Raw genomic sequence first — 15552 nt, forward strand, 5'->3', positions numbered from 1 at the left:
TTTTTGCGCTACTTTTTTTAAAAAAGTGGCAAAGAAATACTCTGCTCATTCTTTTCTTTTTCATAAGAAAAGAACCAAAAGAAAATCGTCGTTGCGCGAATCGCACGCTGCTCCCGGCTTTATGCCTCCGCAACGGCTTTCAAGGCACGCTTAACGACCGTTTGCCTATTGATTAATGCGCTTCGGTGAACCGAAGCTCTCTTTTTCCATTGTCTTTTGGTTGCGTTTCTTTGTAAAAAGATAAGGAAAAGAAGAAGTAGCCCTAAAAAGTATTCTCATCCGAAATATCAATGTCTGGAAACGCATACAGCAACAGGTCTGCAGCCACCCCGTTTCCCTTGGCGATCTCGTTGCCCGCTTCATCCAGAATTGGCGTCGTCCCGATCCCGCAGCTGGGAGATTTCGATTTGAGGATGATCTTCGTCGCATCCGGGTGCGCCTTGATCAGCGTCTCGGTCTGTTCGACGAGCACATCGGTGACGTCGGTACCGTCCGCATCTTTTTTCACCCGCAGGCCGTGATCCTCCGTCGCGATGATACTGATCCGTCCGCGGGGTGTCCCCAGGACCGGAGCTTCCGGGCAGAAGGGGACGACCTCTTTGTCTGCGAGAAAGGCGAGAACACCGTCATCTTTTTTAGTGGCTCCATCATATCGGCATTTTTCGCCCAGTAGACATGCAGAAACTATTACCTTTTCCTTTCCCATATTCCATCCCATTAAACTATCTTACTCAGAACAATCGTGAGGTCGCTCACGATTTTTCCCGAGATATCGTCATACCGGCACGCTTCTCCCCGCAGACAGGCGGAGACGATCACCTTCTCTTTTTTCATGATGCTACGCGATGACAACGGACTTGAGTTCCGTCATCTCCTCGATGGCGAACCGCGGCCCCTCGCGACCGACGCCGCTGAGCTTGACCCCGCCGTAGGGCTGGATGTCGAAACGCAGAGTCGGCATATCGTTGATGACGACCCCGCCTGCTTCAAGCTCGCTGATTGCGCGCTGCGTCAATGCCAGGTCGTTGGTAAAGATGGAGAACTGCAGCCCGTAGGGCGAATCGTTCATGCGGGGGGCAGCGTCGTCAAACCCCTCGACCTTCACCAGGGAGACGATCGGCGCGAAGACTTCCTCGCAGACGATCGCCATATCATCGGTGACGTCCGCCATCACCGTCGGGTAGAACATCGTGCCTTCGCACTTCACCTCCGTCATCGGACGCGCCCCTTCGTCAATGGCGCTTTGCACCCATGAAAGCGCCCTTTCAGCCGACTCTTCGTTGATGAGCGGTCCCATAAAGGTATCGTCTTCGTAGGGCGATCCGACAACGAGCTTCTGCGTCGCTTCGGCCATTTTCTGCGCAAACACGTCGTAGACGTCGGCATGGACATAGATGCGCTGCAGCGAGATGCAGACCTGACCGGAGTTGACGAAGGCCCCGAGCGCACAGCGCTGCGCGGCGAGATCGAGGTCGGCGCTCTTGTCGACGAAGGTCGCCGCGTTGCCGCCCAGCTCCAGGCTCACCTTTTTGATCCCCGCACTCTTGGTGATGATGTTACCGACGGGAACGGAACCGGTGAAGCTGATCTTGCGCGGGATATCGCTGCCGACCAGGGTGCTGCCGACTTCGGCATCGCCGTAGACGACGCTCAGCGCGTCTTTGACCGCATGGGGGCTCTCGATGAAAAGTTTGGCGAACTTGTAGGCCGTCAGCGGCGCCTCCGGCGTCGGTTTCAGCACAACCGTATTGCCCGCGACGAGGGCCGGGGCAAGCTTGTGCGCCACCAGGTTCAGCGGGAAGTTGAAGGGGGTGATTGCACCGATAACGCCGACGGGTTCACGGATATAGAAGGCCGTCGTTTTGCGGCCGCTAGGCATCGCATCGGTATTGATCGTTTCGCCGTGCATGGTGCGCATCGTCTCGGCGGCGAGGGTGACCGTCTCGATGCAGCGCTCCACCTCGACCCGTGAAAAAGCGATCGGTTTGCCGACCTCGTCCGTGATCGTTTTGGCCAGATCCTCTTTCTGCTCCCGCAGCTTTGCCGCCACGTCGTGCAGCCAGTCGCAACGCTGCGACAACGTCGACGCTTTGGCCGCTTTGGTGGCCGCTTTGGCGATCTTCAGCGCCCGCAGCGTCTCCTCTGCACCGCAGACTGGGGCCTTCGACACGACCCTGTTGTCATAGGGGCTGAGGCGTTCCGTCCAGCTCCCCGTCACCGCTTCGTTTGAGCCGAAAAATACCTTTGCTTCCACTACTATTCCTCTCTTCTTTCACGTTATCCGGGCAAAGCCCGGATACCTACGTTAACACTTGGTTCGCCTCGGCGGCAGGCCCACGCGCAGCGACCCGCGCTCTGCCCCAAGGCAATGCCGGTGCTCACAAAAATCCTGCAAAAAAGTGTATCTATTATACAAAGCGGGCCGTTAAGCCGCCGTTTGCCGCCCGCCATTAACACTGCTTTTAGAAAAAACCTTTTACAATCGAAACAAAAAATGCGGCATCCCCCGGGTGCCGCCGATAGGAAAATGATGCTTAACCTTGAAATCATCCCCGGCCAGCTCGGCGTCCGTCCCCCGGTGACAAAACCCCATCCCGGCTTCTACCAGCAGGTCGGCGAAGCGCGCTTCCGCAAACTTGTCGACGACCACTACGAACTGATCCGTGACAGCGATATCGCCTTCCTCTTCCCCGTCAACGACGAAGACGATTTCCAGCAGGCAAAAACCAATGCCGCCGACTTCTTCATCCAGATCTGCGGCGGTCCTGACTACTTCAACCAGCACCGCGGCGAACCCCGCATGGTCGGCCGCCACGCCCCCTTCCGCATCGACGAAGCGGCCCGCCGCCGCTGGCTGGAATTCTACGCCCAGCTGTTGCCCCAGCTCGTCGAAGAGGGCATAGACGAAGCGTACGTCCAGTCATTCTGGGACTACATCAACGTCTTCTCCACCTGGATGATTAACACACCGTCCGCATAACTGAATTTTGCGCACACCCTATCCCTGAGGGAACTTCCTCCGGGGCGAGTGATAAAAAAGCTTATCAATATCTATCTTCTTTCGTCTGGTCAGAAACGGTATTTAGCGTATCAGCCGGATCGCCTGGGAATGGAATATCCCGAAAGCAACAGCCTTTCGCACTTTCTTCTTTCGGGTTCGGTTTCTTCTTTGTGCGAGCAAAGAAGAAAGGGAACAGCACACCAACTAGAAAACAGCAACTTTCCAAGTAATCCCCCCTTTATCCCATCTATGCAAAAATGTATTCGATTGAAAAGAGGTGCAAAACCATGGTCATCGAATCCAACTATGTTGATATCCGCCGCCGCGAGATCTACCCCGCCAAAGTCATCATTGAAAACGGCGTTATCGATTCCGTCACCAAAATCGGCACCCCCTGCTCCACCTACCTCCTCCCCGGTTTCATCGACGCCCATATCCACATCGAAAGCTCCATGCTCCCGCCGAGCGAATTCGCCCGCCTCGCCACGCTCCACGGCACCGTGGCGACCGTCTCCGACCCCCACGAGATCGCCAACGTCCTCGGGATCAAAGGGGTCGAGTTCATGCTGGAGAATGCCCAGAAGGTTCCCTTCCACTTCGCCTTCGGGGCCTCCCCCTGCGTCCCGGCGACCCCCTTTGAAACGAGCGGCGCGACCCTCGGCGTCGATGAAGTGAAAACACTGCTGACCAAGCCGCAGATCGGCTATCTCAGCGAGGTGATGAACTTCCCCGGGGTCATTGCCGGCGACGCGGAAATGCTCGCAAAGATTGCAGCTGCAAAGGCGCTGGGTAAACCCGTCGACGGCCACGCCCCCGGCCTGCGCGGCGACGACCTGAAACGCTACATCGCTGCGGGCATCACGACCGACCATGAGGCCTTCAGCTACGAAGAGGGGCTGGAGAAGGTGCAGGCGGGGATGAAGATCCTGATCCGCGAAGGCTCCGCCGCGAAAAACTTCGAAGCCCTTGCCCCATTGATAGGCAAATACCCAGAAATGCTGATGTTCTGCAGCGACGACCGCCACCCCGACGACCTCCGCCGCGAACACATCGACGCCCTCGTACGGCGTGCCGTCGCAAAAGGGTATGACCTTTTCGACGTGCTGCGCATCGCCTGCCTCAACCCCATTGAGCACTATGGCCTCGGTGTCGGGACGCTGCAGCCGGGGGAGAGCGCCGACCTCATCGAAGTCGACACCCTGGAGGATTTTACCGTCCTACGGACCGTTATCGGGGGCCGTACGGTGGCCGAAAAAGGCAGCAGCCTGATCCCCTCCGTACCGCTGCCGGAGCTCAACAACTTCCATGCCTCACTTAAGCGGCCGGAGGATTTTGCCCTCCCGCCCTGCGACACCGCGGAGGTGATCGAGGCCGTCGACGGCGAACTGGTGACCCACGAGATGGTCGCCTCGCTGAAAAACGTCCCCGCCCACCGCATCGGTGACCCCGAGCACGACATCCTCAAAATCGCCGTCGTCAACCGTTACGAAGATGCCCCGCCCGCCGTCGCCTATGTCAGCGGTTTCGGGCTGAAAGAGGGGGCCATCGCCTCCAGTGTCGCCCACGATTCGCACAACATCATCGCTGTCGGCTGCAGCGACGAAGCCATTGCCAGGGCGGTCAACCTTGTGGTCGACGCGCAAGGAGGTGTCTGTGCCCTCAACGAAGCAGCTGAGCGTCTGCTTCCGCTGCGCATTGGCGGGATCATGAGCGGGGAGGACGGCTTCAAGGTCGCCGAGCAGTACGAAGCGCTGGATCGCTTCGTTAAAACGGCGCTGGGTTCGAAATTGCACGCACCCTTTATGACGCTTTCGTTTATGGCGCTGCTCGTCATCCCCGAGCTCAAGCTCAGCGACAAAGGGCTCTTCGACGGGCGGAGCTTCCACTTCATCAAAGGGTGCAAATTAGAACCATGAACCTCTTTCAACTCCGCGACCACGGCACGGACATCCGCACCGAGATGACCGCCGGCTTTACGACCTTCCTCGCCATGCTCTACATCATCCCCGTCAACGCCGCGATCCTCAGCGCGGCGGGTCTTCCCTTCGATGCCGTCATTACCGCAACGGCGGTTATGACCATCATCGCCTCTATCCTCAACGGCCTCTGGGCCAACACCCCGATTGCCATGAGCGTCGGCATGGGGCTCAACGCCTACTTCAGCTTCGGGCTCGTCAAAGGGATGGGGCTGGCGTGGCAAACGGCCCTGGGGATCGTCTTCCTTTCCGGCATCCTCTACATCCTTATCAGCATCACTCCGCTGCGGCGCTGGATGATCGCAACGATCCCCATCGATGTCAAACGCGCCGTCAGCGCGGGGATAGGCGCCTTCATCGCTTTTATCGGGATGGAACAGCTTCACCTCATCACGGACAGCCCGGCAACCCTGGTCACCCTGGGCAACCTCAAAGACCCCCACCTGCTCATCGGCCTCTTCGGCCTCGCCCTGGCGATCTTGCTTGTCATCAAGAAGGTCCGCGGGGCCTTTATCCTCTCCATCATACTGACCGCCCTGCTCGCCTGGGCGACGGGGGTGGAGCCGATGCCCGGGGCCTTTTTCTCCCTGCCCGCTTCCATGGCGCCGATCGCCTTCGAGCTCGACATCGCCTCTGCCCTGAGCCTCTCGATGGCGCCGCTCATTCTCATCTTTCTCATCACCGACCTCTTCGACACCCTGGGTACTCTGACCGGAGTCGGCATGCGTGCGAACCTCTTTCACGGCAGGGATTCCGTCCCCCTGCAGCGCACCATCGAGGCCGACGCCGCGGCGACGATGCTCAGCGGCCTCGCCGGGGTGACCAGCACGACCGCGTTCATCGAGAGTGCTGCAGGCGTCGAAGCGGGCGGACGAACGGGACTGACCGCCGTCGTTACCGGGCTGCTCTTCATTCTGCCGCTCTTCTGGCTCCCCTTTTTCCAGGCGATCCCCTCCAATGCCATCTATCCGGTGCTTATCGTTATCGGCGTCATGATGTTCGGGGAACTGCAGCATATCGACTATTCGGACGCGGCGGTCAAGTACAGTAGCTTCCTCATCGTCCTGGGGATGCCGCTCACCTACTCCATTACCGACGGGCTGCTGCTGGGATCACTCGCCTACGTCTTTATCCGCCTCATCCAGGGGCGTTTCAGGCAGATCGATATCGCGATGGGCGTCCTCGCCGCCGTCGCCCTACTCGTCTTTTTCGTTCTTTGAGCTCAGCCGAAAATGCGTCTGAGTTCCTCGTCCGTATTGGCGTTGAGCGCCACCTTCGGATCGTCGACGGCAACGGCCTCTGCGATGCCGGTAGCCTCGATCCATGCATCAAGGCGTCCCACGTCCGAGGCGAGCAGATCGCTTTTCATAACGGCGCTGATGCGCTGCGGCGGGGCGCGGTGTCCCTCGAAAAAAGCCGTCGCCACGGGGCTTTTGCTTCTTGAGAGTGCCTCGAAGACACCCTTGTCCGGTACAGGGCGGTCCACTTGGCAGAAGTAGAGTTCCGGTGCATCGAGCGTCTCGAATGCCTTCTTCACGGAGGAGAACATCCCCTCCCCGTACGCTTCGTTGCGGATGACGCGCACCCCCTCTGGAAGGGCGGCGCTGATCTGATCAAAGGCATGCCCCAGGACGACGGCGACGTCGTACCCGTAGCTGCGCAGCTGCCGGATCTGCCGGTTGATCAGGTACTCACCGTCCACCCTGTAGAGCGGTTTCATCACGGAACTGCGGGAGGATTTCCCCGCGGCGAGCAGGACGACCGTCATCTCTCCTCCGGCTGCGAGAGGGCTTCTTTGATCATGTTGAACGCCACCCGGAGGCGGTACGCCTTCGTCGAACGGTACCCGCCGGAGGGGTCCGCATCGTTCTCAAGGGCCGCTTTGATCGCAGCGTCGTCGTACACGCCCCCGTCCAGCAGAGCCTCGAGGGTTCGGAAGCGGACGGGAGAGGGACCCAGTGACGCCCCGCTGATGCGGAAACCCCCGCTGCCGTGCGTTAGGGCGATGCTCACCTTCGCGATGTTGAGCCGCTCCCTCATCCCCGCCTTTCGGTAGTACCAGCTCCCTGTCTGCAGCGGGACGGTGACGGCGGTAATGAGCTCATGGTCGAGTTTCGTGCATTTGTAGCCGCAGAAGAGCGTTTCCAGCGGCACGCTCCGCTCCCCGTCCTGCGACGCCAGCGTCACCGAAGCCTCCAGCGCCACCAGCGCGGCCGTCAGGTCCGCGGCGGGCGAGGCGTTGGCGATGTTGCCGCCGACGGTGGCGAGGTTGCGGATCTGGTGTGAGCCGAAGGTGTCAGCGCACGCGGCCAGCAGCGGCAGAGACTCCCGGACCGCATCGCTGTAAAGCAGTTCATTGAGCGTCACAAGCGTACCGATCCGCATGCGGTCGCCCTCCGCACTGACGCCTTTCAGCTCCTCCAGGGCGTGGATGTCGATGAGGGTGGCCGTTTCAGGTCGATGCCGTAACTGCAGCGCCGCGTCGGTGCTGCCGCAGAGCAGCAGTGCCTCCGGATACTCTTCCAGCAGTGCCGTCACCTCGCCGAGATTCGTCGCGCGCAGATAGTTCATGACTTCACCTTCGTGATCGCCTCGACGATCTTCTTGTATCCGGTACAGCGGCAGAGGTTGCCGTCCAGGGCCGCCCTGATCGCCTCTTCACTGCGTTCACCGCCATGGCTCAGGTAGTCGTAGGCGCGCAGGACGAAGCCCGGCGTGCAGAAGCCGCACTGCACCGCTCCGTGTTCGGCGAAGCTTTCGCGGATTGCAGCCGTCTCCTCCTGCAGTCCCTCCAGCGTCACAATCTCCGCGTCGTGTATCTGCGGGGCGAGCAGCAGGCAGGCGTTGACGAGTCTGCCGTTGACGAAGAGGCTGCAGGCGCCGCACTCCCCTTCGCCGCAGCCCGCCTTGACCGACGTCATTCCCGCGTCGCGCACCAGGTCAAGCACCCGGGTCTCCGGGGCGCAGTCGAAACGGTGGATTTTGCCGTTGATCGTACACGTTATCTGCATGCTTCCTCCACGGCTTCCGGGGTAATCGGCAAGGCGTCGAACGCGCTCCCAAGGGCATGGACCAGTGCGTTGGCGACGGCGGCGGACGGACCGTCCATCGGCAGCTCCCCCAGCCCCAGCGAAGGGCCGTCTGTGCCGAGGAAACGCACTGCAATTTCCGGTAGATCGGGGGCCATCGGCAGTGTATAATCGCTCAAATGCGGGGAGTAAACCCGCCCCGCTTCATACACCAGGCGCTCGCACAGGGCGTACCCGATCCCCTGGGCTACGCCCCCTTCGACCTGCCCCTCCGCCATCACCGGGTTAACGACCTGCCCGACGTCGTTGTAGGCGTCGAAACGGACGACCCGGACGCGGTAGTCGACGGGGTCGACTTCCACTTCGGCGATGTAGCATCCCAGCCCGTACGCCTCGTAGCCGTTGCCGTAAAAGAGGTCTTCATCCCAGAGAATGTCGGCGGGCTGTTCATAGGAGGCCCCGAACTGCAGCGGACCGCCGCTTTTGCAATAGCGCGCTACCGCCGCCCGGTACGCATCGGGAGTACCGTAATCGCCGAGCGCCGTTTTCAGCTTACCCGCCGCCTGCGCGAGCAGACGCCCGACGATCATCACGGTCCGCGAGGCGACCGTCGGCCCGCTGTCGGCAACTTCGGCGGTATTCGGGGTACGGCAGGAGACCATCCCGACGGGGAGGTCCAGTGCATCGGCAACGATCTGCGGCAGCGCCGTCAGCGTCCCCTGCCCCATCTCCACGCTTCCGACACGGATCTCGACGCTGCCGTCCGCCTCCAGGGCGATCGAGACGCTGGAAGCCAGCATGCTCTCCCCGACGCCCGTGTAGCCCGCCCCGTGCATGAAGAGCGCCATTCCAATCCCACGGTTCGGCGCCGGGGCGTCATAAATGGCATCAAAACCGCTCTCACGCCTTGCGGTCTCGAACAGATCACGCAGCCGGGCGTATTCAGCGATCGGCACCCCCGAAACGCCAACCGAACCCGCACCGGGAAGATTGCCCTCGCGGACCGCCGCCGGCGAGAGGCCGAGATGACGGGCGATATCGTCCATATGGCGCTCGATCCCGAAAAGGACCTGCGGGGCACCGAAACCGCGGAATGCCCCGTTGGGCGGCGTATTCGTCGCCACGGCGCGGGCATCGACCCTGATATAGCCGCAGTCGTAGAAGCCCGCCGCATGCAGAACGCAACGCGCAAGGACGACGGGCGAGAGCGTTACATACGCCCCGCCGTCGATCGTGACATCCACTTCAAGCGCATGCAGTTTTCCCGTGGCGTCGAAACGGCTCCTGTAGCGCAGTTTTGAGGGGTGCCGCTTGGTCGTGTAGGCGATATCTTCTTCACGGTCATAGACGATCTTGACATCCTGCCCCGCCTTCTTGCACAGCAGGTAGGCGTAGCCCGCAATGAGGGAGGGGTAGTCCTCCTTGCCGCCGAAGCCGCCACCGGTGGGGGCCTGCTCCACCTCGATCTTCTCGCCGGCAAGTCCCTCCAGCGCCGCCTCGACGAAGAAGGGGCACTGCATCGAACCGATGATCTTGACCCGCCCGCCGTCGTAGCGCGCCAGCATGCTCTGCGGTTCCAGGTAGGCCTGCTCCTGGTGCGGGGTCGTGTAGGTCTTCTCCAGACTGAATAGACCCGTCTTCTGCGGAGGGCTCCCTTTGACCGTATGGATGGCTTTGAAGACGTTATCCTCGCCGTAGAGCCGCTGCTTGAGCGCCAGGGACTCCTCCATGCTCAGTACCGGCTCCTGCGCGTCGTAGTCGATCGTGATATGGGCCATTGCCTCGCGGAGCCGCCGTTTGGAACGGTGCGCCAGCAGGAGGATCGGCTCCCCGATATGCCGGACCCTCGCCTCCGCAAGGAAGGGCTGGTCGTCGGTCAGAACGACGTTGGCGTTGCGACCCTCGATGTCTCTGTGGTCGACAATGATGATATCGGAGAAATCAAAGGAGGCGTCAAAGGTGATCGCACGGATCTTTCCATACGCGATCTCGGAGCGGACAACCGCCCCGTACAACCCCTCAAAAGGCAGATCATCCGTATAGCGCAACGTCCCGTCCGCTTTCGACGCGGCATCGACACGAACGACACTCTCGCCTACGACTCCCATCGCCTCCTCCTCGCACGAACGGCTCCCTCCGGAGCCACCTTAAACCATTATGCCCAAACATTCGCGAAAGCCCCATTAACGCAGCCTTAAACACCACTTGGATAAAATATCCGACTTTCGTAGAATTACCGATAATTTGGAGAACCAATGAACGAAGCCAAGTACATTTGGATGAACGGCGAATTCCTTCCCTGGCAGGAATCAAAAGTCCACGTACTGTCACATACGCTGCACTACGGCAACGGCGTCATCGAGGGGACCAAGGCGTACAAAACCGACAAGGGGTACGCCATCTTCCGCCTCAACGACCACACCGAGCGTCTGATCCAGTCGGGCAAGATGGTCCTGCTGAACATCCCCTACAGCGTCGAGGAGCTCAACAACGCGCAGATCGAACTGATCCGCAAGAATGACTTTACGGGCGACAACGTCTACCTGCGCCCCTTTGCCTTCCTGGGCTACGGCGTTATGGGCCTCTACCACAAGGATGCCCCTGTCGAGACGGCCGTCGCCGCATGGGAGTGGGGCGCCTACCTCGGCGAAGAGGGAATGCGCAAGGGTATCCGCCTCAAGATCTCCTCGTTCACCCGCCCGGCCAACACCTCCAACATGGGTAAGGCCAAGGCGGTCGCAAACTACCTGAACTCGCAGATGGCCAAGTTCGAAGCGGTCGAGTGCGGCTACGACGAAGCCCTGCTCCTCGACGACCAGGGGTACGTCGCCGAAGCGAGCGGCGCGGGCTTCTTCATGGTTCGCGACGGCAAACTCATCTCGCCGCCGAACGACAACTCCCTCGAATCGATCACCCAAAAGACGATCATCGAGCTGGCCCAGGATATGGGCTATGAAGTTGTCCGCCGCCGCGTCACTCGGGAAGAGGCCTACATCGCCGATGAAGCCTTCCTGACCGGCACGGCCGCGGAGATCACCCCGGTCCGCGAGATCGATGCCCGCGTGCTTGGCAACGGCGCCCGCGGTCCGATCACGGAAAAACTGCAGAGCGCCTACTTCGACGTCGTCTTCGGACGCAACCCGAACTACACGCACTACCTGACCTACGTCTAAAAGGAAAGCAAGCATGGCAACAGACATGAACGACTACTTCAACAAGAAAAAAAGCAGCTCCGGCGGCAGCGGCGGCGGGTTCACCCCGCCCAAGCCCCCCAAGATGGAGTTCAACATGGGCAAAGGCAAATCGGCACTGCTCCTTCTCGGCGTCGTCATCGTTGTCTTCCTGCTCCTCGCCAAACCCTTCGTTATCATTACCGAAGGCGAACGCGGTATCCTCGCGACCAACGGGAAGTATGAACCCAACGCCCTCCTGCCGGGCCTGCACTTCATCATCCCCGTGATCCAGAAGGTCTACCTCGTCGATACGAAGGTGAGGATCATCAACTACGCCAGCCGCATCGAGCGTGCCGGGGCCGAAGGCGAAGGCCTTGAAGTCCGTCCGGCGATCACCGTCTTGGATAAACGCGGTCTGCCCGTCTCCATCGAACTGACGGTCCAGTACCGCCTCAATGCGCAGTACGCGGCACAGACGATCTCCAACTGGGGCTTCAGCTGGGAAGAGAAGATCATCAACCCCGTCGTGCGCGACATTGTCCGCAACGTCGTCGGCCAGTACGAAGCGGAATCCCTGCCGACGAACCGCAATACCATCGCGAACCAGATCGAACAGGGCATCCGCCAAAGCATCGAGGGGCAGGAGAACTCTCCTGCCATCTTCCAGTCGGTGCAGCTGCGTGAAATCGTCCTGCCGCAGAAGGTCAAGGACCAGATCGAAAGCGTCCAGATCGCCAAGCAGCAGGTCCAGAAAGCCGAGCAGGATGTCCAGCGCGCCAAGCAGGAAGCCCTCAAACGGGCCGCCGAGGCCCAGGGTAAAGCCAATGCCGTCCGCATCGAGGCGGAGGGTAAAGCCAACGCGATCAAGATCGAAGCCGACGCGACCGCCCAGGCCAACAAGGCCATCAGCGCCTCACTCACGGACAAGCTTCTCCAGATGGAGCAGATCAAGGTCCAGGGACAGTTCAACGACGCCCTGCGCGAGAACAAAGATGCGAAGATATTCCTGACCCCGGGAGGCTCCACCCCGAACATCTGGGTCGACATGAAGAACCCGCAGCGCCAGAGCGCCATCAAGTAACCCCCTCCCTCTCGGAGGGTTGAATCAAGCCGGCATACAGCCGCTTTGATTCAATCCTTTTTCCTGGAAGAAACATGCAAGAAATACTCAATCGGGTCGATTGGCAAAAACAGGAACTGCTTCCCGTCATCGTGCAGGACGTCCATACGAACGAAGTCCTGATGATGGCCTATATGAACCGTGAAGCCCTCCAGCTCTCCCTGGAGACGAAACTCGCCCACTACTACTCCCGTTCCAAGCAGCGGCTGTGGAAAAAGGGCGAAAGCAGCGGCCACCTGCAGCACATCAAGCAGTTCCTCATCGACTGCGACGACGACACCCTGCTGCTCAAAGTGGAGCAGGAGGGTGTCGCCTGCCACACCGGCCGCAAATCCTGCTTCTTCACCGAGCTCGACAGCGGCAGCGAAACAATGCAGGTCGAGGTCGATACGACGGCAGCCTACGGCGTTATCGACACCCTCTACCACACGATCCTCGAACGCAAGAACGCCAACCCGGAAACCTCCTGGACGGCCAAGCTACTGAGTAAAGGGGAAAACACGATCCTCAAAAAGGTCGTCGAAGAGGCAGGAGAGTTCAGTTTCGCCGTCAAGGACGACGACGAGGAGGAGATCGTCTACGAAGCGGCGGACCTCACCTACCACGTCCTCGTCGCCCTGGGCTACAAGAACATCTCCCCCGACCGCATCAAGCAGGAGCTCGCCCGCCGCTTCGGCATAAGCGGCATTGCGGAAAAGGCCTCACGCCCTTCATAAACCAAGGGCTATTCTTCTTCTAAAGTGCATACTGCAGAATTCTGCGACAGTATCTACATCTTCTATAAAGTCAGAAACGGTAATTAGCGTGTCGAGCGGATAAATAGAGAATGGGATGTCCCGAAGGCGTCAGCCCTTTGTGCTTTCTTCTTCCCGGTTCGGCTTCTGCTTTGCACAAGCAAAGAAGAAGGGGAACAAACCCCTTAGTATTTCATCCCGATTGTCTTCAGCGCCGCATTGATATGCCGTACCTGCGTATTGCGGTCCCGGCACCACGCCGGCGCGATGAGGGTGTCGTTGTCGATCCCGGCGGTAATGCGCTGCACGGAGACACGCTCGGGCTTCATCTCGATCGCCTTGAGCAGGGTATCAAGGTACTCCTCCTCCGTAATCGGCGTAAACTCCCCCCGGGCGTACTCGTTGGCCAGTGCCGTGCGCGTCACGACGTAGAGGGGGTGGTACTTCACCGAATCGATCCCCCACTCGTACGCCCTCGCCGCCGTCTCCAGCATCATTTCCTGCGTTTCGCCTGGCAGCCCGAAAATGAGGTGGCCGCAGACATGCAGGCCCGCCGCTTTGCTCTTCTTGATCCAGTGCTCGACATTGGCGCTGTCATGGCCGCGGTTGATCCGCTCGAGGGTCTCGTCGTAGACGGACTGGATGCCGTACTCGACCCAGATCTCTTTCGTTTTGGCCAGTTCGGAGAGGTAGTCGAGGGTCTCGTCGGTGATACTGTCCGAGCGCGTCCCGATACTGAGCCCCACGACGTCATCAAAGGAGAGCGCCTTGTCATAGAGCGCCTTGAGCGTCTCGAAGGGGGCATAGGTATTCGTAAAGGACTGGAAATAGACAAGGAACTTCGTCGCCCCGTATTCGCGACGTAGTCTCGCCGAGAGGACGTCGAACTGCTTTTCAAGCTGCTCGAGCTGCTTGGGGAGGTAGGGGTTCTCTTTGCTCTGCAGGTTCAGGTGGAAACCCTTGAGCGGCTGGACTTTGTCGAGGCTCGGACTGAAGGAGTCGTTCTCGCAGAAGGTACAGCCGCCCCGGGCAACGGTGCCGTCGATATTGGGGCAGGTGAAGCCGGAGATGGAGATGGAGACTTTGAAGACCTTCTCGCCGAATTTCTCCTGGAGATAGGTCCCGAAAGTATAGATCTGCTTCGGCTGCAAACGCGTCCCTAGACGATGTACTCGCCGGTAAAGCAGGCGGTACAGTATTCGCTGCCCTCGGCCCGGACCGAACGCATCAGCGCCTCGGTGCTCAGAAACGCCAGAGAGTCCGCCTCAATGTAGTGGCAGATCTCGTCGATGCTCATATTGGCCGCGATCAGCTTCTCTTTGTTCGGCGTGTCCACACCGTAGAAGCAGGGGTCCGTCGTCGGCGGGCTGGAGATGCGCATATGCACCTCAGCCGCGCCCGCCTCTTTGAGCATACGCACGATGCGGCGGCTCGTCGTCCCGCGAACGATGGAGTCGTCGATGACGATGAGGCGTTTCCCCTCGATCAGTTCGCGGATCGGGGAGAGCTTCATCTTGACTTTCAGGTCGCGCATCTCCTGCGTCGGCTCGATGAAGGTACGGCCGATGTAGTGGTTACGCATGATCCCCATCTCGTAAGGGATCCCGCTCTCCTGCGAATAGCCGATGGCTGCCGGAACGCCCCCGTCGGGGACGGGCACGACCATATCCGCCTCGATCGGCTGCTCTTTGGCCAGCTGCACGCCCATGTTCTTGCGTTTCTGGTAGACATTTTTGCCGAAGACTTCGGAATCGGGACGAGCAAAGTAGACGTATTCGAAAATACAGTGTTTCGGCATCGCATCGAAGATCTTGAGCGACTGTGGTGCCTTCCCCTTTTCAAAGATAAGCATTTCGCCCGGTTCAACGTCCCGGATATAGGTCGCCCCGATCAGATCAAAAGCACAGGTCTCGGAGGCGACAACGTATCCTTCACCGATACGTCCCAGCGCCAGCGGACGGAAACCGAAGCGGTCACGGACAGCGAACATCTTGCTGCGGCTCAGGAAAACGAGGGAGAACGCCCCCTCGATCTGCTTGACGGCATCGATGATACGGTCTTTGAGTTTGCCCTGGTTACTTCTGGCGATCAGGTGGATCAGGTTCTCCGTATCCATGGAGCTCTGGAAGATCGCCCCCTCTTTAATGAGCTTGTTGCGGACTTCCTGGGCATTGGTCAGGTTTCCGTTGTGGACGATGGAGATCTGCCCAAGGTCGTAATTGGCATGGACAGGCTGGGCATCGAGGATGGAATCGTCTCCCGCCGTCGAATAACGGGTATGTCCGATGGCCATATGCCCTTTGAGCGTCGCCAGCTTCTGCTCGTCGAATACCTGGGTAACGAGCCCCCGGTCTTTGATGGTGTGCAGGCGCTCCCCGTCCCCGGAACTGATCCCCGCCGCCTCTTGGCCGCGGTGCTGCAGCGAATGCAGGGAGAAATAGGCGAGCTTGGAAGCTTCGACATGGTTGAAGATGCCGACGACGGCACATTTTTCATTCAATGATTGACGCATATGACTC

Annotated in this window: 14 protein-coding genes; 6 read left to right on the top strand and 8 right to left on the bottom strand. The window is 59.8% G+C overall.

Translation table 11 applies throughout. The features are described 5' to 3' along the window. Positions 1 to 262: 262 nt before the first annotated feature. Both WCY31_RS11495 and WCY31_RS11500 read right to left on the bottom strand, forming a co-directional pair. Positions 263 to 706, bottom strand: coding sequence for a DUF523 domain-containing protein (locus WCY31_RS11495; protein ID WP_345972486.1), 444 nt, complete (start codon positions 704 to 706; stop codon positions 263 to 265). A 132-nt stretch (positions 707 to 838) separates the two neighbouring features. Next, positions 839 to 2254, bottom strand: a complete 1416-nt coding sequence (locus tag WCY31_RS11500) for an aldehyde dehydrogenase family protein (RefSeq protein ID WP_345972487.1) — start codon at positions 2252 to 2254, stop codon at positions 839 to 841. 276 nt (positions 2255 to 2530) lie between these two features. Here WCY31_RS11500 and WCY31_RS11505 point away from each other — a divergent pair, with 276 nt between their 5' ends. From WCY31_RS11505 to WCY31_RS11515, 3 genes are all read left to right on the top strand, one after another. Next, entirely contained in the window at positions 2531 to 2980 is a 450-nt protein-coding gene (locus WCY31_RS11505; protein WP_345973793.1) for a globin, read from the top strand. Between the two features lie 308 nt (positions 2981 to 3288). Then, entirely contained in the window at positions 3289 to 4917 is a 1629-nt protein-coding gene (gene ade / locus WCY31_RS11510) for an adenine deaminase (protein ID WP_345972488.1), read from the top strand. Continuing rightward, the gene (locus WCY31_RS11515) at positions 4914 to 6197 is read left to right on the top strand and encodes an NCS2 family permease (protein ID WP_345972489.1); all 1284 of its coding nucleotides are present in this window, start codon (positions 4914 to 4916) and stop codon (positions 6195 to 6197) included. The genes ade and WCY31_RS11515 overlap by 4 nt, the downstream gene beginning before the upstream one ends. Positions 6198 to 6199: 2 nt before the next feature. Here the strand turns inward: WCY31_RS11515 and WCY31_RS11520 are convergent, their stop codons facing one another. From WCY31_RS11520 to WCY31_RS11535, 4 genes are read right to left on the bottom strand one after another with little or no spacing between them, the layout of a single operon-like run. Continuing rightward, positions 6200 to 6745 carry a nucleotidyltransferase family protein gene (locus tag WCY31_RS11520; RefSeq protein WP_345972490.1) on the bottom strand — a complete coding sequence of 182 codons (546 nt, stop codon included), beginning with the start codon at positions 6743 to 6745 and terminating at the stop codon, positions 6200 to 6202. Next, on the bottom strand, positions 6742 to 7548 hold the full coding sequence (locus WCY31_RS11525) for an FAD binding domain-containing protein (RefSeq protein ID WP_345972491.1): 807 nt from the start codon (positions 7546 to 7548) through the stop codon (positions 6742 to 6744). Before WCY31_RS11525 ends, WCY31_RS11520 begins: the two co-directional genes overlap by 4 nt. Continuing rightward, positions 7545 to 7988 (bottom strand): (2Fe-2S)-binding protein, encoded by a 444-nt coding sequence (locus WCY31_RS11530; RefSeq protein ID WP_345972492.1) that lies wholly within the window; start codon positions 7986 to 7988, stop codon positions 7545 to 7547. The genes WCY31_RS11525 and WCY31_RS11530 overlap by 4 nt, the downstream gene beginning before the upstream one ends. Continuing rightward, the gene (locus WCY31_RS11535) at positions 7979 to 10114 is read right to left on the bottom strand and encodes a xanthine dehydrogenase family protein molybdopterin-binding subunit (protein WP_345972493.1); all 2136 of its coding nucleotides are present in this window, start codon (positions 10112 to 10114) and stop codon (positions 7979 to 7981) included. The genes WCY31_RS11530 and WCY31_RS11535 overlap by 10 nt, the downstream gene beginning before the upstream one ends. 147 nt (positions 10115 to 10261) lie before the next feature. On the opposite strand from WCY31_RS11535, the gene WCY31_RS11540 reads away from it, so the two are divergent. From WCY31_RS11540 to hisIE, 3 genes are all read left to right on the top strand, one after another. Beyond that, positions 10262 to 11179: a branched-chain amino acid transaminase gene (locus tag WCY31_RS11540; RefSeq protein ID WP_345969939.1), complete on the top strand. Its 918-nt coding sequence runs from the start codon at positions 10262 to 10264 to the stop codon at positions 11177 to 11179. 13 nt (positions 11180 to 11192) lie between these two features. Next, positions 11193 to 12260: a prohibitin family protein gene (locus WCY31_RS11545; RefSeq protein WP_345969940.1), complete on the top strand. Its 1068-nt coding sequence runs from the start codon at positions 11193 to 11195 to the stop codon at positions 12258 to 12260. A gap of 74 nt (positions 12261 to 12334) precedes the next feature. Next, on the top strand, positions 12335 to 13015 hold the full coding sequence (gene hisIE / locus WCY31_RS11550; RefSeq protein WP_345972494.1) for a bifunctional phosphoribosyl-AMP cyclohydrolase/phosphoribosyl-ATP diphosphatase HisIE: 681 nt from the start codon (positions 12335 to 12337) through the stop codon (positions 13013 to 13015). Between the two features lie 203 nt (positions 13016 to 13218). Here hisIE and WCY31_RS11555 read toward each other — a convergent pair whose 3' ends face one another. Then, entirely contained in the window at positions 13219 to 14184 is a 966-nt protein-coding gene (locus WCY31_RS11555) for a TIGR01212 family radical SAM protein (protein ID WP_345972495.1), read from the bottom strand. 8 nt (positions 14185 to 14192) lie between these two features. Next, entirely contained in the window at positions 14193 to 15545 is a 1353-nt protein-coding gene (purF, locus tag WCY31_RS11560) for an amidophosphoribosyltransferase (RefSeq protein WP_345969943.1), read from the bottom strand. Positions 15546 to 15552: the final 7 nt, after the last annotated feature.

Origin of the sequence: Sulfurimonas sp. HSL3-1, assembly GCF_039645995.1 — a bacterium.
Lineage (GTDB): Bacteria > Campylobacterota > Campylobacteria > Campylobacterales > Sulfurimonadaceae > Thiomicrolovo > Thiomicrolovo diazotrophicus.